Source organism: Paraburkholderia sp. J67 (assembly GCF_905220265.1).
Lineage (GTDB): Bacteria > Pseudomonadota > Gammaproteobacteria > Burkholderiales > Burkholderiaceae > Paraburkholderia.
This window is the reverse complement of the sequence record NZ_CAJMZK010000005.1, coordinates 418,370-441,097: the sequence shown is the minus strand read 5'-3', so window position 1 is coordinate 441,097 and position 22,728 is coordinate 418,370. Positions and strand designations below refer to the sequence as shown.

The following is a 22,728-nucleotide window of genomic DNA, read 5'->3' as shown; positions in this document are numbered from 1 at the left end:
ATAGGTCGCCTGTTCCTCTACGCCTGTGTGTCAAAAAAAACCAGGATGCTTCGCATCCTGGTTTTTTTAGCTTTGCCGACCACAATCACCCGCGCATCGCTCGCTATTCGTGATGTGTCGTTGCACGTCGGCAGATCAATATCGGTTTCTGTTTGTAAATGCCCTCGTGATACACGCGATACCCGAATTTATCCCCTAGTCGCAGCGAGTCGACGTTGCTGGGCGAGATGATGCAAACGGTCTCGCTTCCGGGCCAGCGACCCTCGGCCCAATGCAGCGCCGCTTCGACCGCCTCCGATGCGAAGCCCTGGCGATGCGCCCGTCGCGCCAACATCCAGCCGATCTCCGGGGCACGGTCGAAATCAGCGCTGATGCCCCGCCTGTAGTTCACAAAGCCGACTTCTCCGACGAATGATCCGTTGGCCTTGTCAGTCACCACCCAATGCCCAAAGCCCATAGCCGCCCAATGGCCGACACTGCGGAGCAATCGCGCCCAGACGTCTTCACGCGTAAGCGGGGAGCCGGTCACGTGATGGACGACTTCGGGATCCGACCACATTTCGTACAGGTCTTCGAAGTCCTCCATTTGCGGCGGGCGCATCAGCAGGCGTGTTGTTTCGATGATGAGTTCGGGCATGGGCATTCGACCAGGAAGCGATTTTCGATTGTGTGCTCTACTCTGCGCCGGCCTGCTCGCGCATGCGACGGGCTTCGTCGCGCAGGAATTGCTGATAATCGTCCAGATCGCCGTCGAAGGGCTCGACGCCGCCCTTGGTGACCAGCCAGAACTCGTCGCATACGGCGCGCAGCAGGGCGCGGTCGTGACTGACCAGCATCACGGTGCCTTCGAATTCGTTGAGCGCCATGGCTAGCGCCTCGCGCGTGGCCAGGTCGAGGTGATTGGTCGGCTCGTCGAGCAGCAGCAGGTTGGGGCGCTGCCACACGATCATGCACAACACGAGTCGCGCCTTTTCGCCGCCGCTCATCGTGCTGACTTTCTGGTGGACCGTGTCGCCACTGAAATTGAAGGTGCCGAGGAAGGTGCGAAGCGATTGTTCGGTGCCACTCTGGCCGGGCGCGCGCATGTGCGCGGGCGTGTCCCTCGCAAGGCGGATCATGTGCTCCATCGGCGTGTCTTGCGGGCGCAGCACGTCGAGCTCCTGCTGGGCGAAGTAGCCGATGTTCAGACCCTTGCCTTCGCTGATTTCGCCCGCAATTGGCGCCAGCGAGTGCGCGATCGTCTTCACCAGCGTGGACTTGCCCTGGCCGTTGGCGCCGAGAATGCCGATGCGCTGCCCGGCCAGCACCGAACGGTTGATGCCGCGCACGATGACCGTGGGCGGCGTGTCCGGTAGTGCGTCGTCTGGCGCGGGGTAGCCGAAGCTCGCGTCCAGCATCGACAGCAGCGGGTTCGGGACGTTGAGCGGCTCCTTGAACTCGAAGTTGAACTCCGCCTCCGCCAGCACCGGCGCGATCTTTTCCATGCGCTCGAGTGCCTTGACCCGGCTCTGCGCCTGTTTCGCCTTCGAGGCCTTGGCCTTGAAACGGTCGATGAACTTCTGCAGGTGGGCGATCTTGTCCGCTTGCCTTGCCACCGCGGCTTGCTGCAACACAAGCTGTTCGGCACGCATGTCCTCGAACTTGCTGTAGTTGCCGCCGTAGCGCACAAGCTTGGCGTTGTCGACGTGCACCGTCACCTGCGTCACCGCGTCGAGGAATTCGCGGTCGTGGCTGATCACGACCAGCGTGCCTTGATAGCGCTTGAGCCAGGCTTCCAGCCAGACCAGCGCGTCCAGGTCCAGGTGATTGGTGGGCTCGTCGAGCAGCAGCAGGTCGGACGGGCACATCAGCGCGCGCGCCAGTTGCAGCCGCATGCGCCAGCCGCCGGAGAAACTGTTGACGGGCTGATCGAGCTGCGCGGCCGTAAAGCCAAGCCCCAGAATCAGCGCCTGGGCGCGCGCGGCGGCATCGTGTGCTCCGGCGTCGTGCAGGGCCATGTAGGCGTGCGCCATGCGCATGCCGTCGTCGCTGGCCTCGGCGGCCGCGACTTCGGCCTGCGCGTCGAGCAGCACGGTGTCACCTTCGACGACGAAGTCTGTCGCGCCCTGCTCGGTCTCCGGCATGTCCTGGGCGACCTGGCCCATTTTCCATGTAGGCGGAATCGAGAACTCGCCGCTATCTTCGTGCAATTTGCCGTTGAGAAGGCCGAAGAAGGACGACTTTCCGGCGCCATTGCGGCCGACAAGACCGATTTTTTCGCCAGGGGTGAAGGTGACGGACGCGCGATCGAGCACGACATTGACGCCGCGGCGCAGCGTGACATTACGGACGGAAATCATAAGGGGCTACTTCGGAGAGGATTCGCATGATAGCCGACCGGGCGTGCAGGGCGGTCTCTTTTCTGAGCCGCTTGCGTTTTCGATCTGCGGGACAAGCGTTGATATTACCCTCGGTGGTGACAAAAAGTCCCTCTCGACCCCAGTAATATGGGACTTTTTGTCGAATTCGCGCCATGAGGCTAGTCGGCCTCGGATACGTGCGGGCGCGCTCATCGTGTGCCCGGTGAGCATGCCGTCGGCTATAGCCGCTGATCGGGCCTCGCGACCTATCCTCGTTGGGAGGAGGCGGTGGAAGGGGGGGAGGCGGCGGCATGTGGCCTATCCTCCGACTGGGCCGGTGTGCCACACGTGAAAACAAGATCGCGTGCATCGGCCTTCGGGCCCAAGCCGCTTTCGAGCCGGTCGTATGCGTAGATCACTTGCACGGGTTGATTTGCGCAAACCTTGCTGGCCGCCCTGAAGCAGGTTTTGCTGCTTTGGAGCAGACCGTGGCAATGAACGCCCCAACCTTCGACGTCATGGGCCAGCTGGACGGATTCCACATTGCGTGCCGGGCCGGATGCCGTCGTACAACCGGCGAACACCAGCACTGCTAAGGAAGCAAGAATACAGATCTTCATTGAGTTCAGGCGCGACGATGGCGTGAATTGTCAGGCCGCAGAAATGTCGAGGCGAGAGATGAACTGGAGAGACCGACGGTGCAGGCAATGCCGTGTTGCCGGCCTCTTCGTCATTGGGTTGTGCACAGCGTGGCGCGATCTAGTCGACCGTGTAGCCGCGGCCCGCCATGCAGGCCCGCCACGCGCGCCAGTAAGCAGACAGACCGGCTTCGTTGTTCACTTGCACTTGTGCGTCATAGGCGCCTATCGCGCGCCGTTCCTGACGGCGCTCCATGCCTCCGGCCATCGTTCCGATCGCCGCGCCAGCCGCCGCGCCTTTGCCCGCGTTGCCCGCGATCGCGCCGACCACGGCACCCGCCGCCGCGCCGCGCGCAGCCCCTACGACGCGTTGTCCGCCTGGCACGACAACGGGTGCCGGCACCGTGGCCGGCCATGCCGGATCGAAGCCGGTTTGCCCTTTGGCCCAGCCGTAACACGCTGCGTCGTCGTTGGATTGCTGGTAGGGTGTTTGCCCACGTGCTGGATAGATCGTGGGCCGCGAGTCAATAACCTGTGCAGGTGCACTCTGCGCGAAGCAGATCGATGCGACTGTGGCAAGTGTCAGTGAGAAGCGCAAAAAACGCAGAAGGCGTGGACGGGTGTTCATTCTCTATCCGGTCAGGTGGGTCAGCGTAAGCAATCAGGTCGTGCTTGTGCGAACGTGCATCGTGTTCAGACGCAACGTCGTTTCCTCGATGACCCGAAAAAAAGCGCCCGCACGCAGGCGGGCGCAAACGGGAGTTCACATGCGTGACTAGACAGAACTGCTGATTGATCGCTGCAGCTGTCAGGATCATATTGCGGCTTGCGTAAAGCGCCGGCAATCGTAGAACTTAGAAAGAGAGATGATGGGCGGTGATCGCCTGGCAGCCAGTCCCGCTGTCTGCTTCAAGAGGTGGGGCCGGTGTTGGGGAGTGTCGAGTTTGCCCTCGCACGCTCGCACATTTCAGCGAGCGCTTGCAGGATGAATGCCGACTGCGCTTCGATTTCCTCGTGCCAGCGTCCATTGTCCCTGAGCTCGTCGCGCAAGTCCTGGCACAAGGACAGCAGCCCGGAAGATTCGACAACGGCTAGCGTTCCTGCAATTCGATGCAGCAATCGTTCGAGGCGGTCGATATCATGAGTGGCGAGTGCGGCGCCATAAGCCCGAATATCGGCTTCGGTTTGACCGAGAAAAGCGTCGGCATACCCGGGCGGCAGATGCGGAATATCGGGGATCTCCTGCGTGTCCGATTCGGCAAGAAAACTGGGCGACTGTGTGCCACTGCCTGCGCCCAATTCACGCGCCAGGATGGCCAGCGCAACGGGCTTGGTGAAGTAATCCGCGAAGCCGCATGCCCGTCCTTTGGCGACATCTTCGGGGCGTGTGCTCGCACTCACCGCATAGACGGGCGTCTGCAGCCCGCGACTGCGAATCGCGTCGAGCAAGTCGAATCCATTCATCTCGGGCATGTCGATATCGGTCAGCACGACATCGACAGTTTCTTCCCCCAGTTTGGCGAGCGCTTCGTAGCCGTTACCGGTTTCGCACACGTGCGCTCCGAGAACAGATAGCTGATCGCGCAGCAGGTTGCGGTTCAACGGGTTGTCTTCGGCGATCAGCACGCGCAGGCCTGCAAGCGGCCGCTGTGCGGCGTGGCTGGCATCGTGGTGCGACGGCGCGCCGATATTGCTCCCGTGCCGCGCCGCGCCATATAGCACGGTTGTGAGCGCAGTCTGGATGCCTGCGCGACTGTACCTCGAGACCTCCTGGCCGCCATCCGCGCGCGGGGCGGCGAGGAGTGGGCCTTGCTGTCTGATCCAGACCACCGACGCCGGCCTCGTGGACCACGCGGCCACTGCCGATGCATCGAATTCCTCGGTCACGACCAGACAATCGTATGTGTCGTCTCCGGCGGGCACATTCAGATCCGATAGCGCGACAGGCGCACCTGTGCTCCAGTCGAATAGCTGCAACAACGCTTCATAATGTTCTGGATCCCGAAACAGTATGGCGATACGCCCAGGCGGCAGGTGGCACGGAGTGCCGGTCTCGCTTGCGGGTTTCGTTGGCTTGAGCGGCAGATGGGCGCTCACACGTGTGCCCCTATCGGGCGCGCTGTCGAGCGTGATGCGTCCTCCCATGAGTTCGCACAGCTTTGCGCAGATCGACAGTCCGAGACCCGTCCCGCGTGCGTGGGCGAACCGATTCGAGCCTGCCTGGGAAAACGGCCGGAAAAGACCCTGCTGCTGGTCGTGAGATATGCCAATGCCGGTATCGGACACTTCGATCTCGATGCCCTGAGCGCGCCAGTGCGCGCGCAATACGATCTTGCCGGAATGGGTGAACTTTAGAGCGTTGTTCAGCAGGTTATTGACGATCTGTGCAACGCGAACAGGATCGAATGAGAGTTCATCAGGGATGCGCCGATCGAAAACGGCATGCAGATCGAGCCCGCGTTTGCTGGCTTCGCGGGCGTGCGACGACGCAATGCGCTCGAGGAGTTCGATCAGCGATCCAGGGGCTTCCACGATACTCAATGCGCCGACGTCGATCCTGGAGAAGTCGAGCACGTCGTTGACCACCTGCAAAAGGCCTTCGGCCGAGACCTGCATGGCACGCACGCGTTCGCGCTGCTCGGCTTGCAACGGCCCCATCGAAACGAGTTCGATGTTGCCAACCAGGGAAGACAGCGGCGTGCGAATTTCATGGCTCATGGAGGCGAAGAAAGACAATTTTGCCTTCGATGCCGCGTCGCTCGCGAGTTTGGCTTGCCTGAGCAACTGATTCGAGTGGTGGTGCTCGGTGACGTCCACAATGGCGCAGAACAGCACGGCCTCGTGCCTCACCTGTGCTTTTGCATAGGTAATCTCCAGATGCACGGGGCTGCCTGCGTCGCGGTTCAGGGTAAGCGGAACCCGAAACAGTCCACTTGAATCGGGGCTTGCGTCCTGCTTGCCGAGATGCGCCTCGAAGACCGCGCGCAGCGTCTGCGGCAGCGCCGTTTCATGCGGACCCAAGCCCAGCACGTCGCGGGTGATCTGGTTCGACACGCTGATCTCGAGCGTCTCCCGATGCACGATACACAGGCCCACTGGTGTGGCATGCACGAGGAGGTGATTGAGCATTTCACTCTCGACGGCGCGCGCGGCCTCCTCGTAGGTCATGACGAGGAAGCGATAGTTCCAGTGACGGTACATGGCGAACAGCAGCACGAGGATAGCCGTGGCGATGGTGCAGACGAACAGCAATTCGCCTGCCATTCGATGCAACTGCTGGCCGTGCGGGAGCACGAAAACGAGGCGGCCGAAACCGGCGGCGAGCGGTGTGGAGCGCATGGCCCAGCCATAGCCCGGCACGAAATGAAACACCCCTGCCTGACGGGATCGAATGCTGCCGTCGATTGGTTCGATATCGACGAGATTATTCGTCGCCGCGCGCGGTCTGTCGAAACTGTCGAAGAAAATCGCGTTCGGCATGGAAAGTCCGTGCCTTGCGCGATGGAGAAGGGTGTTCAACGCAATGCGCGTGAGTGCGATCGCGTAGATCTGGTTATCTTTTGCAATGAGCGAAGCGCCGACGATCTCCGGATTCTCATCCTTCACCGCGGACGGCATCGTCAGCCACACGACGCGTTTCTCCCGCGCGGCTTCGAGTGGGGCGAGACCTTCTGCCCGATATTGGCTTAGCACGGCGTCGATAATTTTCGGCGCGGGCAGGGACTGGGCGGGCAACGCATCGGTGGACGCAGCCGAGAGTGGATCGATATAGCGATACGCCGTGCCGTCGGCCACGGCGATGACCTCGATCGACGGCGTCTGGCCCGCCGCGATCAGAACCTGGACAGCTTCGTTGCAGCTTCGTTGCACGATTGCGTTGCCCGAACCGCTGGCCTGCACGCGCTGGCAACGGCCATCGTCGGACTCGCCATCATCGGCATGGGCTGGATCGCTGGCCCGCAAGCCCACGATGAGATTCGAAGCCGTCAGCGCGCTGCGGCTCTCGAGTATCGTATCGTCAACCGACTGTTGATAAAGGCGCGCGAGTTGCTCCTCGGCGCGCAGCGAGTCGTTCAGGCGCACCAGCACAATCACGGCTGCAACTGCGAGCGTGACGAATGCCAACAAGAGTACGACAGAAGAAAAGACGCGCCGCTCCCGCTGCAGACTCTTTTCTATCGAATCGAAATCGCGTAGCGGAGAATCGTTGTATCGCACATTGGCTCGTTTCTTCATGCAAGGCCGTTGTCGCGGGCGTAGGCGATCAGGTCCGCATTGTTGGCGATATTCAGCTTTTCCATCGCAGAGCGCTTTTGCGCCGCGATGGTCGCGAGTGAGCGATGAAAGCCGGCGGCGATTTTTGTCAGCGAATCGCCACTCGCGAACAGGCGCACGACCTCGATTTCCTTTGGCGAAAGCTGACTTGTGCGGGCGTCGGCACGTCCGCCCGCATTGGCGATCCTGCCCGCGATAGCCGCCGAAAGATGCCCGACCTTGAGACCCGAAATGACGTCGAGACAAGTACGTCTCAGCACTTCAGGATCTTCAGTTTTCCCAACGATTGCCGCCACGCCCTCGGCCTGAATACAGGACAGCAGGCCGGGATTCGTCAGCATGGTGAACACGACGACCGGCGTTTCAGGAAAGCGGCTTCGGATTCGCTGGATCAGACGCAGGCCGTCCTCGCTGCCTTGCTCGCGCTCCATTGCGAAGTCGGTGACGACGAGGTCGAAACGGCGACACTCCAGCGCATCCAGCAGTTCCTTGCCGGACTGGCACATCACCACCTCTTGAGCGCGCAGGGGGAGCAGAACGTCCTTGATCGCGAGCCGGATCATCGGATGATCGTCCGCTATCGCGAGGGTCAGATTTGGGGGAAGTGGAGCATGCGTCATTGGCGCGCTTTCCCTATAAGCAGACTAAGCGGCACGTAAGACTGCCGGGTCGCACGGAACGTGGAAAAAATCGAGATCAAAGCGAGGGGATGCCGGGCAGATTATGGGGTTGATGCCCACAAGCCAGACGACGATCGACGATCGCCATCCCGGGTGCAAAAATTTTTGAGACATGGAGTTTACCCGAGCTTTACTTTTTCCCGCGTTTTCAAACACTTTATTATTTAGGGTCGCAAAGCGAAATCGGAGCGAAATATCGGCAATGAATCGTCCGATTATTGGACGCCATGCGAGCGTCACGCCGCTGGTGTAAAGACCTGTCCATCGGGCGTACGCAGGAGCCGATAAAAAAGGCTCTCGGCGCTCAGCGGCGTTGAAATTAGCGTGCCTTGCACGTCGAGATTGTCGAACCGTCGAAGCCACGAAAGCTGGTCATCCGTCTCGACGCCATCGATGCTCACGGAGATACCGAAATCACGGGCGAGATTCACCACACTTGCCACAATCGCCGCAGACGTTTCATTGCCGGGGAGGTCTTTCGTAAAGCGGCGTCCGAATTTGAGCCCGCTAACCGGCAATGTGATCAGGCTCGACAGGGACGATGGCGTGATGCCGAAATCGTCGAGGACGATGGCAATACCCAGGCGACGCAGATCCGCGAGTCGTCCGATGAGCGTCGGTGTCATATCCTGATGACGCGGCTCGGTGATTTCGAATTTCAGGTTTTCCGCACGGATGGCATGCCGGCGAATGCAGCGGGTGGCTATTGCACCCAAATCGCCGCCGAGAATATGTTCTAACGAAATGTCGATCGACAACGCAACTGGTCCCGGCGTGCATAGCCGCCAACGAGACAACTCCGCACAGCCTTTATCCAGAATCTGTTCGAATTCGTGAGCCGTGAAACCTGACTGCTGCGTTGGTGGTGCGTTATTGGCGGTCCCTGACGGTGCATCGTGCCCCGCGTGCCACTGCGCGATCGCCTCTGCGCCTTTTGTTGCACCAGAGCGTGCACAGACAATCGGCTGATAGGTTAGTTTCAGCGGCTCGCACTCTGCGCGTTCGTCGCGTGGCGGAAGGTCCAGAGCGATCGGGACCGTGCGCGATTGCGAATCGTTCATTCTGCCGCGCCATTGGCCATCGATCATGCCCCGTCCCCTATCTGGAATCCATTGTTATTCGAGGATATTGCGCGCGCTGCGTGGGTGCTATCACATAAATTAGAAATACCCATACGGCTCGTGAACTGGCTTGATTCTGGATCGCGCTTTCTGATTCCTGTGATAGCGAGCGGGTTTCTCCCTGCGTAAATTTCCCTGTCCGCCGAAACGCTTGAAGCATGCATATCGCTCACCGCGGCGTGCGGCTTATTGGAAGGGATCTGCACGAATGAATGGGAACTATCGAAGCACAGCACGCAAACTGGCACTGATTGCCGTGATGGCGGGCGCCGGCCAGGCACAAGCACAGGCCATCTCCGAAAACGGTTGGGCACGTATTTCACCGGGTGCAGGGTATGGATTCGGATTCTGGATGGAAGTCGCAACGCGCTCGACAGACTACGCGGACGAACCGCTTAACCCCTACGATCTGCTTTACGCGGCCAGGACCCACGACACCGCGCCAGCCAGACGTCATCCCGACACGATCGCTTCGGCGACGCAGCATACAGGCGCTGCCAGCAATCTCGACGGCGCATTGAACCGGTTTGAGAGCGCGGGCGTGATGACGCGTGTGTCATGCGTAAACGAGCCTGTTCCCATGACGATTTTCACGGGTGCGATATCCAGCCCAGGTTGCTCAGGTGTACTGGATTATGGCTGGCCGCACTTGTTCGAAATGCCTTCACCGCGACTGTAGCGCTGGCAAGCTGCCGGCGCTTCGTTACCGCCATCCTGACCCATGCGATGTGCCGCCCGCGCATCGCGTTCTCCTTCGTGAACTGATTATATGAATTGTTATCGACCCAGTACGACCGCACTGGTCAAATCACGGCGCTATCTACTGATCGGCGCAGTCCTGCTTGGAACCGGCACGCCGGCTTTCGCTGCAATCGAGCGTACTTCCCTGGAGCACGCGGCCGATTTTCTTTCCTGGATTGTCCTCGCCGTCGTGCCTGTTGCGGGCATCTATGTTTTCTGGATGCTGCACATCCTGCCGGAGAAAGTCGCCAGAAAGAAGCAGCATCCGCAAAAAGAGGCCATTCACGCGCTGTGCCTGCTCTCCCTGTTTTTTGGCGGACTTCTTTGGCCGCTGGCATGGCTGTGGGCGCACACCAAGCCCGTGTTCTACCGGGCTGCCTATGGTACGGACAAGGTTGCGCCAGATGATCACGATACATCCGTTGCACCTCATCTCGCGGTTGACGCAACCCGTCTCGTGGCTAACGGGAAGGAAGTGGTCTAAATGGAAATCCTGATTCTGGGTCTTTACGCATTGTGCGTCTGGCTGATTTTTTTCAAGTTCAAATGGTTGCCGTGGAACGTCGTCAGTATGGTGATCGCGTTCACGATTCCGATCGTCGCGCTGACATCGCTCGTGCTGACGCTTAATGTCGTGGCGCCGTCCACGCACGAAGTGCGGGTGATGGGCAAGGTGCTACAGGTCGTGCCTCAGGTGAAAGGTCGTATTGTCGAAATTCCAGTGGAAGGCAACCGGCATTACAGGAAGGGCGATATTTTGCTGCGTATCGATCCTGCGCCTTATGAACTGGCGGTGGAGCAACTCGAAGCGCGGTTGCACGCAGACGACGCCGCCGTCGCCGAGGCCGAAGCGTCGGCTCGTCAGCTTGAAGATGCGGCGCGCCGCCAGGCCGGCAAGGTCAGCACCGTGGCCGCGTCCCTCGCGCTCGCGCGTCAAAGGCGGATTGAGCAGGACGCGCTCTTTGCGGCGGGCGCAGGCTCGAAATTCGATCGCGACGACGCCGAAGCGCGTCAGCACGAACTAGAAGGAGAGTGGATCAGCGCGAACGCCGAGGAGGCCGGGACAAAGGCCAAACTTTCGGCGACGAGCCAGGGCGAATTCGCGGCCATTGCGGCGGCGCGCGCGCGTCGCGCCGAAACCCTGAGCATGCTCGATAACGCCAGATGGCAACTTGCCCAGACGGTCTATCGCGCACCTGCCGATGGGCAGGTCGTGAATCTGCAGGTTCGTGTCGGGACGATGCTGGTTCCGCTGCCGCTGACACCGGCATTCAGCTTCGTCGAGGACGACGAGGAACTGGTCGCTTTCTACGATCAGAACGAGTTGTTCAATGTGCGCGAGGGCGATCCGGCCGAGGTGTATCTGCCGACGAGTCCCGGAACGATCCTCGAAGCCAGGGTGGACTCCATCGTCTGGGCCCAGTCGCAAGGCCAGTTCGCTCAAGGCGGCATGTTGCCGAATACGGGCGCTACTGCCGCGAGTCCCAATCGATTCGCGGTCAAGCTGAGCTTGAGCGGTGAATCACAGGGCCGCAGACTGCCGGTCGGTGCGATTGGTGCGGGCGCCATTTATACCGACCACGTCGAGGCGATCCAGATTATCCGGATGGTGTTCGTGCGTGTCAGCTCGAGATTGAACTATCTCGTTGTGAAGCTGCATTAAAGGAATGGGCGTGATGCTATCGAATCGAAATAAAGCGCTGATGCTATTGAGCCTGATTCCTGTTGGACTGCTAACGGCCTGCTCGCTTGGCAATCCACCCACGGCGCCGGATCTCGCGCTTCATGCGATGGGCACGCAGGGCGAGCATCGGCAATGGGCCAATCCGGCCGTGGCAGGTGACCCCGCCGATGACTGGCTTGCCGGTTTTGGCGACGCCGAATTGAACCGGCTGGTGCGCGAGGCCATGACCCACAACGGCGATCTGGCGATCGCCGCCATTCGCGTGCAGCAGGCACAAGCCCTGGTCGCCGTGCAGGGTAGTGCGTTGCTGCCCAGTGCTGGCGCCAAAGGACGCGGTGGCCAGGCCGAGTCGCAGATCCTCTCGGTTGGCGCGAGCTGGGAACTGGACCTATGGGGTCGTATACGCGCCCAGGCACGCGCGGCCCGCTCTCAACATATCGCGTCCCAGGCCGACTATGTATGGGCGCAACGCGTGATTGCCGCCACCGTGGCCAAAGCCTGGTTTGCGCTGATCACATGCACGCAGGTCGAGGGCGCGCTTGAGCAGATTGTCAGTGCTCAGGTACAGCTCGTCAAAATCGAAGATCGCCGGGTCGCGATCGGCGCGGCGCCGCAAACCGAGGTCGAGGAGGCGCGCAATACGTTGCGCGAGAATCAGGATGCGCTGGCCAAGGCTACGCTCGCCAAAAACCGCGCTGCGCAAGCGCTGGAATTGCTGCTGGGCCGCTATCCGGCCGGGGAGACGCAGGCCGATGCCGCATTGCCAGCGTTGCCGCCGGCGCCTCCCGCGGGATTGCCCGCCAATCTCATCGAGCGCAGGCCCGACATGATCGCCGCGTACGAGCGCGTGGCGGCAGCGTTCGATCAACGTCAGGCGGCTCAGGCTGCACGCTTGCCCACGATTTCGATCGACGCGGCGGTGACCGGCATCCGCAGCAACGTGTTGTCCCTCGTTGATTCCAGGAGTCCAATCGCAGGTGTCAATGCGTCGGTCATTGCGCCCATTTTCACGGGAGGCAAGCTCAAGGCCCAGGCCGATTACTACACCGAGGAGCAGAAGGCGGTGATCGTCGCCTATGACAACAGTGCGCTGGAGGCGCTGAGCGAAGTTGAAGCCGGCCTGCAGTCCGAAGCGAGTTTCTCTGCGCGGGTCGCACAATTGCAGGCACGTGTGCAGGAATGCCGCGTTCTGGCGCGTCAGGAGGAGACACGTGCGAAAATCGGCTCGACCGACGCACGTCAGGTGCTGAAGGACCAGCAAGCCTTGTTGGCGGCGCAGATGGATCTTGTCGGCGTACGCAGCGACCAGCTCGGTCAACGGGTCGATTTGCTGCTCGCGTTGGGCGGCGACTGGCAACGTGCGGCGGTTGCCGGTACGAACCCGGATGGCGCTACGCCAGCCGCTTTCCCGATCGCAGCCAGGGGGAGTAGACCGTGACGACAGGTTCAGGCGGGTACGATGCAAACGCCACGCAGGGGACGCTGAATGCTGGCGCTATGGCGCCCTTCAAGCGTTGGTGCGTGCTGGTCTTTCTGTGTTTCGGTTTTGCACCGCAGGCGCAAGCGCAGGAATTCTCGCTGTTCGGTGGCGGCTCGCGAGCAAGCGACATCAATACCTACACCTGGGCCTTTAACTATCAGGAAGGGTTGGGCCAGAATTTCGCCGCCAGCTTCACGTGGCTCAACGAAGGACATATTCCCGATCATCATCGCGACGGTCAACTGGTCCAGTTCTGGGCGCGCGTGCCGGTAGGAAGTCCTCAGTTCATCCTGCAGGCGGGCCTCGGACCCTATCGCTATTACGACACAACCACGGCCCAGCAAGGGGGCAGCTACTCAGACGTTCATGGCTGGGGCATCGTGTACAGTGTGCGCGCCTCCTGGTATGCGTCCAGCCGCTGGGTTACCCAGTTGCAACTCGATCGGGTCCACGTGCAGCGCGGACCTGATTCCACAGGCATTATGCTGGGCGTGGGCTATCAACTGGACGCACCCGATTCACCCGGGCCGCGCTCATGGGCTGCGGGTTCGTCCAGCAAGGTGACCCATAACGAGGTCACCTTGTATGCCGGCAAGACGATCGTGAACTCGACCAGTTCTCCCGATGCATTTGCCGGCGCTATCGAGTACCGCCGGGGTCTCGCCCAGTATCTGGACTGGACGGTTGGCTATCTCCACGAGGGCAGCAGCAAAACGGCTCGCCGCGACGGCTTGACAAGTCAGCTTTGGCTCACGCGAGCATTCATCGACGACAAGATCACGCTCGGTGTTGGCGCAGGAGCGTACTATGCAATCAACGAAAACGAGAACAGCGAGTCGCCAGGGCCGGGCGCCGGGAAATTCTCGGGTCTGGTCACGATCGCCGGGTCATACCGCTTTGGCCCGCACTGGGACGCACGGCTCGAGTGGAACCGCGTAGTGACCCGCTATGACCGCGATACCGACGTAATTCTTGCCGGTATCGGCTATCGCTGGTGAACTCGGCGAACCCGGCGAGCAGTGTGGAAAGCACTATGCATCCATAGGGTTCATGCCGTCAGGACGAAGACGACGATGTCGCCGTGGAGTCTGCGCGGTCAAGCCGCCGTCAGCCGTTCAACAAACCAGTCGCACACAAGCGCGGTTCGCGCGGCCGAATGATTGTAGATCGTGTGTTCTCCATCCGGCCAGAGTTCCAGCCTCGCATCGTCTGACGTTGCGGCATCGAGAAACGGCTGTTGATCTTCCATCCTGATGAGCGGATCGGCGCCACCATGCAGCACCAGTAACGGACAGTGGATCCGCTGGCGCTGCGCATCGAAGCTCATGCGCGCGAAATTCGCGTTAATTACATCGGCATCCTTATTGCCCAGCATCGCGGCGGCCTGCTCCTGGAAAGTGCGAAACGGCAAAAGCGTCGGCGCGGCAAGTGCGCCATTCACGCAACAGGCCGCGATACGCGAGTCCGATGCAGCCGTCGACGCCGCCCACAACCCGCCAATGCTGTTGCCCCAGATGCCCACCGAACCCAGCGACGGATCGGCGGCAACGAAGTCGACAAATCGCCGATAAGCCGCGTCGACGTCAACGTCGACAAAGAGCCCTTGTTCAAGGCGCGTTTCCCCCTGACCGGGACCTTCGGCGAGCACGGTGGCGATGCCGCGTGCCGCAAGCTCGCGTGCGATCGGCCAATAGGCGAAGCCCCAGCCGCTTTGGCCGCCAAACACGATGACGGTGCCGCGCGCGGGCCTCCCCGCAGGCCGCACGAGCCAGCCGATCAAATGCGCGTTGGCAAACGGCAATTCCAGACGCTCGATCGTTTTGTCCGCCCATTTAGCGAGACCTTGCGCCGCCTCGCGCAAACGCACATAGAGTTCGCGCTTGCGTGGCACGTCTTCGTTGAAGGCCATCTGCGCGAAGAGCAGACCGGCGATACCCATTGCCTGAGCGTCGGCGGCCGTCACGAGGTGGCCGGCCTCGGCCGCACGCGATGCCCGCGCGAACTGTGTATCGGCCAGTTCTTCCGCGACGATGTCCCACTGCTCGCCTGCGGACGTGCGCGTATGCAACGCCGACGCATCCGCGTAGTCCATGCCGCAGTCGAGCAGACGCGTCATCGACATTGCCCTTTGCAACGCCAGCATGAAGGGTGAGTGTTCAGTCATTCTCGAGTCCTCGCTCACGAAACGCGCGCTTCGACCGTGCGCGTTTGAGCTTGCCAATGAAGTTTCTCGCGCAGATCGTCGAGGAGCGCGCCGATATTGCGGATGTCGGCGACCGAGCCAAATACGATGAAATCCGGCCGGCTGAGATACGCCGCCAGGCCATGCGAGTCCATGAAGGCGGATTGATCGCCTTCGAGATCGACGATGGCATCGCGTACATTCGGATTGTCGGACAGAACGGCAAAACGGCAGCCAAGCTGTGCGGCGAACGCCTTTTGCTCGTCGGTCAGATAAGCGGCGGGATGTTCGCGCGCGACGATCTGGAAACCATAGCCGATCACGTCATCCAGCCGACCTTCCGCCGCGCCCTGACGCACTCGCCCTTGCGGTGCAGGGATGCCCGTAGAGGGCAGCAGCGTGCCGTTAGCCTCGTGATGCACGATGCCGTGCTCGAGCTTCGGGAATGGCGGCATGGGGGGCACCTTGCCGGCGCGGAAGGCCGCGTCGCGCTCGGCGACCTTTGCCGGGTCGTCTTCGTTGACGACCTGGCCGAGGAACAGCGACATGTGCATGATCGCATTCACGTGCGGTTTGCGTTCGACCTCATAGGTGTCGAGCAAGGCGGGCGCGGCGCGGCCGCTCAATACCAGATCGAGTTTCCATGCGAGGTTGATGCCATCGCGCATGCCCGAGCAAGCGCCCTGGCCCATGTACGGCATCATCGTGTGTGCGGCGTCGCCCGCGAGCAGCACGCGATCATCGCGCCAGCGTTGCGCCATGCGCGTCTGGAACGTATAGACGACGTTGCGCAGCATTTTCAGATGCTCCGGTCCGTAACCATAGCGTTCCTTGAGCCAGCGCCAGCCTGCGTCTTGTGCCTCCCAGTCGGACGTTTCTTCGCCGGGCAGCACGCGCAGTTCGAAACGCGTGCGCTTCGTGCCAATGGGCATATGCATGTAGGCGCGTGCGGGATCGCAAACGATGGTCGTCGTTTCGCAGGCTTCGCCCAGATCGACCCGATTTTCCGAGTCGAGATTCAACCAGCGCTCGTTGTAACCGAAGTCGTTGCGCTCGATGCCGAGCGTGCGTCGCACAACGCTATTCGCGCCGTCCGCGCCGATGGCGTAGCGCACGTGAAAGGTGCGGGGCGGTTCGGTCCATTGTGCGTCCTGACCGCCGCGCCACGGATGCGCCGATAACACCACGCCATCGCTGGTCTGGGTCAGCGTTTCGACCTCCCAGCCGCGCAAGATGGTCACGTTCCGATAACTGCTTGCGCGCGCATCGATCGCGTCCTCGATATCCGGCTGGTAGATCGAGATATGCGCGGGATAGCCGCAAGCACGGCCCGTCCAGTTCAATTCGAGTAGCAGCTCGCCGCTGGCGGCGCGGTAGTGATACTTGTCGACCGGCATGGCGTTGCGCAAGGCTTGCTCGATGTCGCTGCTGGCCTGCACGATACGCGCGGTCTCGCCATCGATGTGAGTCAGGCGCGGGAGACCGTAAGGCGTCGGCCAACGCTCGATGACCACGACCCGGTAACCTGCGCGCCCGAGCATCGACGCGGCCACGAGTCCCGTGGGCCCATAGCCGATCACCGCCACGTCGTACTGCTGGGTCGTGCGCTCTTCGGCGCGGTTCAATTCTGCGTTCATTCGGTGTCTCCTTCGAAATCCGTAGTTCATTGCGCCGTTGCGGCGCGTCGGTCTTTTAGTGAGTTTTCGTGCGTTTTAGTGGCGACGAGGCGGCACGCCGTCGAATGCGTCCTGCAACAAGGCGCGCAGCGCCGGGCGCTCGATGGGCCGCGGGTTCCAGTACGGATTCGCAACAGCGATATCCGCAGCGCGATCGAGATCCGCTTCCCGCATGCCGAGCGATTTCAGCGCGACAGGCGCGCCGTTTTCGTGAGCAAGGTCGTAGAGTCCGCGCGCGGCGTCGTCTGTTCCGATCGCGCGTTCGATCCGGCGCATAGCCTCGGGCGCGTGCGCCGCGTTGTAGGCAAGCGCATGCGGCAGGATGACGGTATGCGTCTGCGCATGAGGAAGATTGAAGCTGCCGCCGAGCGTGTGGCAGAGCTTGTGGTGCAACGACATGCCAACGTTGCCGAGCACCATCGCGCAGAGCCACGCTCCGTACAGCGCCTCGCTGCGCGCGCCGAGATCCGCGCCATCACGCCTCACTCCGGGCAGCCCTCGAGCGAGTGCGCGAATGCCGTCTTCCGCGATCAGCGCCATCACGGGATTGGCATCGTTCGCATACAGCCCTTCGGCCGCGTGGGCGATCGCATTGATGCCGCTCGTCACGGACAATTCCACGGGTAGCGTCAAGGTCAATTCCGGGTCGTAGATCACGGTCCTGGGCAATACGCGAGAATCGGTGCCGGTGCGCTTGATGCCGTCTTCGGTCACGCCATAGATCGGCGTCATTTCGCTGCCGGCGTAGGTAGTCGGAATCGCGAGGATCGGCAGGGCGCTTTCGAGTGCAATGGCCTTGCCTAGTCCGATCGTGGAGCCGCCGCCGACGGCGATGGCGCAGTCCGCGTCGCATGACTGTGCGAATGCCTGGGCGTCGCGTGCCACTTCAATCGGCACATGCATCGTGGCCCGGTCGTAGAGCCCGGCGGCCCGCTCGCCGAGGCGTTGCGCAATCGACTGGGCGAGCGCGCGTTGTTCAGGTGTGCAGAGCACAAGCGCGCGGTTGGCGCCGAGTGCGAGGACTTCGCGTTCGAGATGGCGCAGGCTGCCCGCGCCAAACACGACACGGGCGGGCCGTGCAAGATAAGTAAACTCCATCATGGCTCTCGTTCATTCCTCAGCATTCGACGACGTAGTCGACCTGGTGGCGTGCGATGCGCAGGCCGTTCAATTGCGCCCGTACCTGGGCGTGCTCCGGATGTGTTGCGTAGTCATCGAGCGATCTGCGCGATTCGAATTCGGCGACGAGCACGACGTCGCAGGCGTAGTCGACATCGCTGAAGTCGATGCCTACGTCGAGGGACCTCATGCCGGGAATGCGCCCGCGCAGTCCTTCGAAAGCGGACTTCACGCGCAGGCGCGCTTCTATGCGTTGCTGTTCGGTCTGGCCCGCGACGCTCCACATCACGATATGCCGGATCATTCGCGGCGCTCCTCGTGGTTCAGCACAAAGTCATAGTCGAGCGTATAGAAGGGCGTGTCGACGTGCGAGCCATCGGGCGCGATACCGGGCTGATGGCGGACCCATTGGGCCACCAGCGTCGATCGCACGCCGAAGACGGCGTCGGAGTCGAGATAGCGGTCGCCGTCGCGGAATACATGGGTGATGAGCGTTTCGTAGCCCGGCGCCTGCACCATGAAGTGCAGATGCGCGGGTCGCCAGGGGTGGCGGCCTAGCGCATCGAGCAATGCGCCCACCGGCCCGTCGTGCGGAATCGGATACGGCTCGGCGAGGATCGAGCGAAATCCGAAGCGTCCGTGCGCGTCGGTGCGCAGCATGCCGCGTGCGCGACAGGCGACGGTACCGTCGTCATCCGGCGGCATTTGCATGTCGTAATGGCCTTCCTCGTCGGCTTGCCAGACCTCGAGCAGCGCGTTCGGAACAACGTCGCCGCCGATCGAGCGGACCTCTCCACTGACGAAACATGGCTCGCCACGCGCGCCGTTCGCAATGTCGTCCCACTTGTCGAAAGACGGACTGTCTTTCACATAAAAGGGGCCGAAAACCGTGGCTTCCGTGCAGCCGGCCGGTTTGGTGTGATTTTGTGCCGTGACCAGGGTGGACAGACCGAGCACGTCGGACAAGAGAATGAATTCCTGTCGCTTGTCATCGGTGATATGACCGACTGCGGTGAGGAACGCGATGGCCGCCTGCCATTCTGCTTCCGTGAGCCGGGTGTCGCGCGCGAAAGAATGCAAATGCTGGACGAGGCTCGTCATCACCGTTTGTAGCCGCTCGTTGCGACATTCGCAAAGCGACGCAATCACGGCCTGTGTGATGGTGTCTTCATTAAGGTTGCGCACGTCGTATGTCTCCGGACTGTTGTGTCGTGATGCGTTGGAGTAAGATTAATTCCCTCTCGCGCCGGAAGAAACCCGCAAAAACGAAGTTCTGTTCTCCGCCAGGCGGAGAAATAAAAAAGTATGGATAAGTGGACACAGATTGAATTCTTCATACAAGTCGCCGAATTGGGCAGCCTTTCAAAAGCGGCCGAACGACTTGGGATGTCGAGCGCGGCGGCAAGCCGCTGTCTGAATGCGTTGGAGGACCGCCTGGCGGTGCGACTCGTCGAACGGACCACCCGGCGGCTCTGGCTGACCGACGCCGGGCGCGAGTATCACCGTCGTTGCGTTGCGATCATGGCCGAGCTGGCCGAAGCCGATGCGGCGGTCAACGAAGCCGCCATCAACCCAAGCGGCACGCTGAGGGTGACGGCATCGGTGTCGTTCGCGTCGCTCTATATCGCGCCGGCACTCCCGCAATTTCACAAGCGCTATCCCGATGTGTCCGTGCAGATCATCGCGGCAAACCGCTATCCCGACTTCATTGAAGCGGGAATCGATGTCGCCATCCGCACGCGCGAGCACGAGGCGGATTCGGGCATCACGGTTCGCAAGCTCGCCGAGACGCGAAGGGTGCTGGCGGCGACGCCAGGCTACCTGGCGAAGCGCGGCATTCCCGCGACGCCGGACGCGTTGGCCGATCACGATTTGCTCGTCTACAACCTCGCCAATGATCCGTTCGTGCTGCACTTTCGCCGCGACTCCAAGACAAAGTCCGTCGCGGTCAAGAGCGTGCTCGACGCAAACGAAGGGCAGGTGATCCGCGCGGCGGCGTTAGCTGGGCTGGGCATACTCATACAACCGCTCTACATCATTCACGGCGACATCGTCGCTGGCAAGCTGGTGCCGATTCTTTCCGACTGGCGTTTGCCCACTCTCACGATCAACATCGCTTATCAAAGTCGCCGTCATCAGCCCGCAAAGATTCGCGTTTTCACCGAGTTTCTGCTTGAGCGCTTCGAGCAACTTGGGCTTGCGCGCAAGTGGAATGAAATAGCGTCGTAGCGGCTAACCGTGGCGCAATTTCAGGCGCGCGATGAAGGGGTTTGTCGGCCCCGGTCGAACCGATATCCCATTCTTCCAGCAAACGGAGAACTGTTCTTCCCACACGGACTTTTTCTGATCACGGCACCCGCTATACATTGCGTCGGCGTCGAGCGAATTTGAACTCGATGCAGTCAGTATTGCCAATCATCGATGAATTGGCGAACGACAAACACAAGACCAATGATTAAAATCCGGAGACGCCATGACTTTTCGCTTCCCGCGCCTGCTTGCCGCGGGCCTCGCCGCATTCGCGGCCTCGGTGACGACGCATGCCACTGAAAATGGACAAATCAGCTATCCATTTGGCGTCAATACCTCGCTGAACGGTCTGCTTCCTCCGCCCGGCGGCACCCAGTATTTCAATTACGCACTTTATTCTTCGGCGAACAAGTTCGCCGGTTCCGATGGCAATAGCCGTGTGCCCGGCTTTCATTCCAGCGTGATCGCGGAAACACCGCGCGTGGTTCATACATGGGGCGCGACGGTTGGTCCGTTCACGTTATCGAGCAGCGCGATCGTGCCCATCGTGCATCTCCATCTCTCGACTCCCGGCGGAACAGGCAACAGGACGGGGCTTGGCGATGTCATTCTCGAGCCCTTGATGTTTGGCTATGTCAATCCGTCAAAGACGCTGTTTGCGTTCGTCTCGCCTTCATTTGCGGTTCCGTCGGGCTCCTATTCGGTCAACCGGATCGCGAATACGGGACTCAACACCTACGCGTTCTTGCCATATATGAGCCTGACGTGGTTTCCGCGCAGCGACTGGGAGATTTCGACGACTACGTTGTTCGAAATGAATTCGCCGAATCATGCAACGCAGTACCACTCGGGTGCGGTCGCTGTGCTGGACTATTTGATCGGCTACTCCTTGAATCGGCAATTTCAGCTCGGCGTGCAGGGCACATTTCTCAAGCAATTCACGGACGATACCCAGGACGGCGTCAGGGTAGGGACGGACGGGTTCCGGGGGCAGTCCGTCGCGATAGGGCCGCAACTGAGCTACATGTGGGGTCCTGCATCGGGAATTGTCGTGAAGTATCAGCGCGAGTTCGCGGTACGCAATCGTGCGCAAGGCAACAAGCTTTGGGTGCAGTTCAGCTTTCCGTTGTAAGCGTTAGCATGGCACTTCGCATTGCAGTTCCGCCTCATTGAGGCAGCGTGAACTACAGAACCGCGATGCCGATTCGCTGCGGGGTTATTGATCTTTCGCGTCCTTCACGCGTGCAACGGTCGTTCTGTTGTTGCACGTAAGAGGCCGCTTGCCGCACGAATAAACGAGCGCAGCGGCGCCCTCAGAACCGGTGCCGCAAACCGGCCACGACGGCAACCTGGCTCGTGCGTCCTTCGCCGCCGGGCCCAAGCACGTTGAGCGCCACGGTATCGGCATCGGCGGTGGCGCGCTGGTAGAGGACTGAGACATGCACATCCGTGCGCTTGGACAGCAGATACGTCGCGCCGAGATCGACCTGATGCCATTCGGGATGATCGCCGCGCGCGAACGATTTTGCGCCGGTGCCAACGAAGCCCGAGCCATCGGTGAAGATATAACCCGCGCCCAGCATTACGGTCGGGGTGACGTAGTAGCGCGCATTGACCTCGTAGTTGCGCACACCCAGGCTGCCCGCGCCAGCGTAATCGAGCAAGGTGTCCGTGAAAACGAAGTTGAACACGGCAAGCCCCGCCGTATAGCCGATTGCAGCGCCATAGACGTTCTGGCGCGTAACGAAGCCGGTGTTGTAGAAGATGCTCGTCGTGCTTGTGTATTCACCACCCACGGCCCCATCGGCGTTGCTGCCCGAAGTCGAGGACGATGGATTGTCGAGGTGCAGCCACGTGAGCGCGGCCTGCCAGCCGTTCGACTTCCATGACAGGCCGAGACTGTACGCGCGATTGTTCGCGAAGCCCATGCCCGGCGTGCCGCCCGCCTGGTTGCTGAAGGCGTAGATCGCCCCTGCACGCAGACCTCCAGGCGTGGACATCTGGTATTTCACCGTATTGTCGAGCCGGAAAGTGGCGAAAGTGTTGTCGACGTCGCCAATATGCGCGCCATAGATGCTGCCGAAGTTTTGCCATGCAAGAAATGGCGAGAGATAGTCGTAGCTGACGTCGTATTGCCGACCGAGTGTGACGCGTCCGTAGCGTTCGCTTTCGAGGCCCACAAAAGCTTGCCGACCGAACAGCCGGCCTCCTTGTAGCGCCGCTCCCGTCAAGCCGCTGAAGCCGTTTTCGAGCGTGAAAATAGCACGCGTGCCGCCGCCGAGGTCTTCACGGCCAGCCAGCCCGAAACGATCGCCCGCGCCGAAGCCCGTGACCGCGGAAACGCGGCTCGCGCCAACCGTGCCGATGCTCGACGCCACCGTGTTGGTGTAGGCAAGGCCGGTGTCCACGATGCCATACAACGTGATCGAGCTTTGCGCGTGTGCGCACTGCATGGCCTCGGCGCAGAGCGCGCCCGCGACGGCAAGGTTCTTCCACATGATTGTCTCCAGTCTGATTTTTTTCAAGGCGTGCGGGTGCCACGG

19 protein-coding genes are annotated in these 22,728 nt (G+C 61.3%); 7 read left to right on the top strand and 12 right to left on the bottom strand.

Annotated elements, in window-relative coordinates:
- Positions 1-103: 103 nt before the first annotated feature.
- From U5782_RS13525 to U5782_RS13500, 6 genes are all read right to left on the bottom strand, one after another.
- On the bottom strand, positions 104-637 hold the full coding sequence (locus U5782_RS13525; protein ID WP_322044315.1) for a GNAT family N-acetyltransferase: 534 nt from the start codon (positions 635-637) through the stop codon (positions 104-106).
- 37 nt (positions 638-674) lie between these two features.
- Entirely contained in the window at positions 675-2,339 is a 1,665-nt protein-coding gene (locus U5782_RS13520) for an ABC-F family ATP-binding cassette domain-containing protein (protein WP_322044314.1), read from the bottom strand.
- A gap of 759 nt (positions 2,340-3,098) precedes the next feature.
- Positions 3,099-3,605, bottom strand: coding sequence for a glycine zipper family protein (locus tag U5782_RS13515; protein WP_322044313.1), 507 nt, complete (start codon positions 3,603-3,605; stop codon positions 3,099-3,101).
- Positions 3,606-3,886: 281 nt separating this feature from the next.
- Positions 3,887-7,102, bottom strand: a complete 3,216-nt coding sequence (locus U5782_RS13510; protein WP_322044312.1) for a hybrid sensor histidine kinase/response regulator — start codon at positions 7,100-7,102, stop codon at positions 3,887-3,889.
- Between the two features lie 107 nt (positions 7,103-7,209).
- Positions 7,210-7,872, bottom strand: coding sequence for a response regulator transcription factor (locus tag U5782_RS13505; RefSeq protein WP_322044311.1), 663 nt, complete (start codon positions 7,870-7,872; stop codon positions 7,210-7,212).
- 296 nt (positions 7,873-8,168) lie between these two features.
- Positions 8,169-9,020 (bottom strand): EAL domain-containing protein, encoded by an 852-nt coding sequence (locus U5782_RS13500; RefSeq protein WP_322044310.1) that lies wholly within the window; start codon positions 9,018-9,020, stop codon positions 8,169-8,171.
- Between the two features lie 241 nt (positions 9,021-9,261).
- On the opposite strand from U5782_RS13500, the gene U5782_RS13495 reads away from it, so the two are divergent.
- The 5 genes from U5782_RS13495 to U5782_RS13475 all read left to right on the top strand — a co-directional run bounded on the left by U5782_RS13495 (position 9,262) and on the right by U5782_RS13475 (position 13,956).
- Positions 9,262-9,732, top strand: a complete 471-nt coding sequence (locus U5782_RS13495) for a hypothetical protein (RefSeq protein ID WP_322044309.1) — start codon at positions 9,262-9,264, stop codon at positions 9,730-9,732.
- Positions 9,733-9,822: 90 nt separating this feature from the next.
- Positions 9,823-10,278, top strand: a complete 456-nt coding sequence (locus tag U5782_RS13490) for a DUF3302 domain-containing protein (RefSeq protein WP_322044308.1) — start codon at positions 9,823-9,825, stop codon at positions 10,276-10,278.
- The gene (locus tag U5782_RS13485) at positions 10,279-11,457 is read left to right on the top strand and encodes an HlyD family secretion protein (protein ID WP_322044307.1); all 1,179 of its coding nucleotides are present in this window, start codon (positions 10,279-10,281) and stop codon (positions 11,455-11,457) included. It begins immediately after the preceding gene.
- A 4-nt stretch (positions 11,458-11,461) separates the two neighbouring features.
- Positions 11,462-12,916 (top strand): TolC family protein, encoded by a 1,455-nt coding sequence (locus U5782_RS13480; protein ID WP_322044306.1) that lies wholly within the window; start codon positions 11,462-11,464, stop codon positions 12,914-12,916.
- A complete protein-coding gene (locus tag U5782_RS13475; protein ID WP_322044305.1) occupies positions 12,913-13,956 on the top strand; it encodes a hypothetical protein in 1,044 nt (347 codons plus the stop codon). The genes U5782_RS13480 and U5782_RS13475 overlap by 4 nt, the downstream gene beginning before the upstream one ends.
- 98 nt (positions 13,957-14,054) lie before the next feature.
- On the opposite strand, the gene U5782_RS13470 is transcribed toward U5782_RS13475, so the two are convergent.
- From U5782_RS13470 to U5782_RS13450, 5 genes are all read right to left on the bottom strand, one after another.
- Positions 14,055-15,122, bottom strand: coding sequence for an alpha/beta hydrolase family protein (locus U5782_RS13470; RefSeq protein ID WP_322044304.1), 1,068 nt, complete (start codon positions 15,120-15,122; stop codon positions 14,055-14,057).
- A gap of 14 nt (positions 15,123-15,136) precedes the next feature.
- Complete coding sequence (locus U5782_RS13465; protein ID WP_322044303.1) at positions 15,137-16,777, bottom strand: bifunctional 3-(3-hydroxy-phenyl)propionate/3-hydroxycinnamic acid hydroxylase; 1,641 nt, start codon at positions 16,775-16,777, stop codon at positions 15,137-15,139.
- 75 nt (positions 16,778-16,852) lie between these two features.
- The gene (locus U5782_RS13460) at positions 16,853-17,914 is read right to left on the bottom strand and encodes a maleylacetate reductase (protein WP_322044335.1); all 1,062 of its coding nucleotides are present in this window, start codon (positions 17,912-17,914) and stop codon (positions 16,853-16,855) included.
- Between the two features lie 19 nt (positions 17,915-17,933).
- Positions 17,934-18,239: a Dabb family protein gene (locus U5782_RS13455; protein ID WP_322044302.1), complete on the bottom strand. Its 306-nt coding sequence runs from the start codon at positions 18,237-18,239 to the stop codon at positions 17,934-17,936.
- Positions 18,236-19,120, bottom strand: coding sequence for an intradiol ring-cleavage dioxygenase (locus U5782_RS13450; RefSeq protein WP_322044301.1), 885 nt, complete (start codon positions 19,118-19,120; stop codon positions 18,236-18,238). Before U5782_RS13450 ends, U5782_RS13455 begins: the two co-directional genes overlap by 4 nt.
- Before the next feature lie 120 nt (positions 19,121-19,240).
- Here U5782_RS13450 and U5782_RS13445 point away from each other — a divergent pair, with 120 nt between their 5' ends.
- Complete coding sequence (locus U5782_RS13445; protein WP_322044300.1) at positions 19,241-20,164, top strand: LysR family transcriptional regulator; 924 nt, start codon at positions 19,241-19,243, stop codon at positions 20,162-20,164.
- 301 nt (positions 20,165-20,465) lie between these two features.
- Positions 20,466-21,317, top strand: coding sequence for a transporter (locus tag U5782_RS13440; protein WP_322044299.1), 852 nt, complete (start codon positions 20,466-20,468; stop codon positions 21,315-21,317).
- A gap of 181 nt (positions 21,318-21,498) precedes the next feature.
- On the opposite strand, the gene U5782_RS13435 is transcribed toward U5782_RS13440, so the two are convergent.
- Positions 21,499-22,683, bottom strand: a complete 1,185-nt coding sequence (locus U5782_RS13435) for a porin (protein WP_322044298.1) — start codon at positions 22,681-22,683, stop codon at positions 21,499-21,501.
- Positions 22,684-22,728 lie beyond the last annotated feature (45 nt).

Bases quoted from the DNA above. Each gene is read 5' to 3' on its own strand.
- U5782_RS13445 (WP_322044300.1), top strand. From the start codon at position 19,241: ATGGATAAGTGGACACAGATTGAATTCTTCATACAAGTCGCCGAATTG.
- U5782_RS13455 (WP_322044302.1), bottom strand. From the start codon at position 18,239: ATGATCCGGCATATCGTGATGTGGAGCGTCGCGGGCCAGACCGAACAG.
- U5782_RS13505 (WP_322044311.1), bottom strand. From the start codon at position 7,872: ATGACGCATGCTCCACTTCCCCCAAATCTGACCCTCGCGATAGCGGAC.
- U5782_RS13500 (WP_322044310.1), bottom strand. From the start codon at position 9,020: ATGATCGATGGCCAATGGCGCGGCAGAATGAACGATTCGCAATCGCGC.
- U5782_RS13480 (WP_322044306.1), top strand. From the start codon at position 11,462: ATGGGCGTGATGCTATCGAATCGAAATAAAGCGCTGATGCTATTGAGC.
- U5782_RS13520 (WP_322044314.1), bottom strand. From the start codon at position 2,339: ATGATTTCCGTCCGTAATGTCACGCTGCGCCGCGGCGTCAATGTCGTG.
- U5782_RS13485 (WP_322044307.1), top strand. From the start codon at position 10,279: ATGGAAATCCTGATTCTGGGTCTTTACGCATTGTGCGTCTGGCTGATT.
- U5782_RS13525 (WP_322044315.1), bottom strand. From the start codon at position 637: ATGCCCGAACTCATCATCGAAACAACACGCCTGCTGATGCGCCCGCCG.
- U5782_RS13465 (WP_322044303.1), bottom strand. From the start codon at position 16,777: ATGAACGCAGAATTGAACCGCGCCGAAGAGCGCACGACCCAGCAGTAC.
- U5782_RS13490 (WP_322044308.1), top strand. From the start codon at position 9,823: ATGAATTGTTATCGACCCAGTACGACCGCACTGGTCAAATCACGGCGC.
- U5782_RS13495 (WP_322044309.1), top strand. From the start codon at position 9,262: ATGAATGGGAACTATCGAAGCACAGCACGCAAACTGGCACTGATTGCC.
- U5782_RS13460 (WP_322044335.1), bottom strand. From the start codon at position 17,914: ATGGAGTTTACTTATCTTGCACGGCCCGCCCGTGTCGTGTTTGGCGCG.
- U5782_RS13435 (WP_322044298.1), bottom strand. From the start codon at position 22,683: ATGTGGAAGAACCTTGCCGTCGCGGGCGCGCTCTGCGCCGAGGCCATG.
- U5782_RS13470 (WP_322044304.1), bottom strand. From the start codon at position 15,122: ATGACTGAACACTCACCCTTCATGCTGGCGTTGCAAAGGGCAATGTCG.
- U5782_RS13515 (WP_322044313.1), bottom strand. From the start codon at position 3,605: ATGAACACCCGTCCACGCCTTCTGCGTTTTTTGCGCTTCTCACTGACA.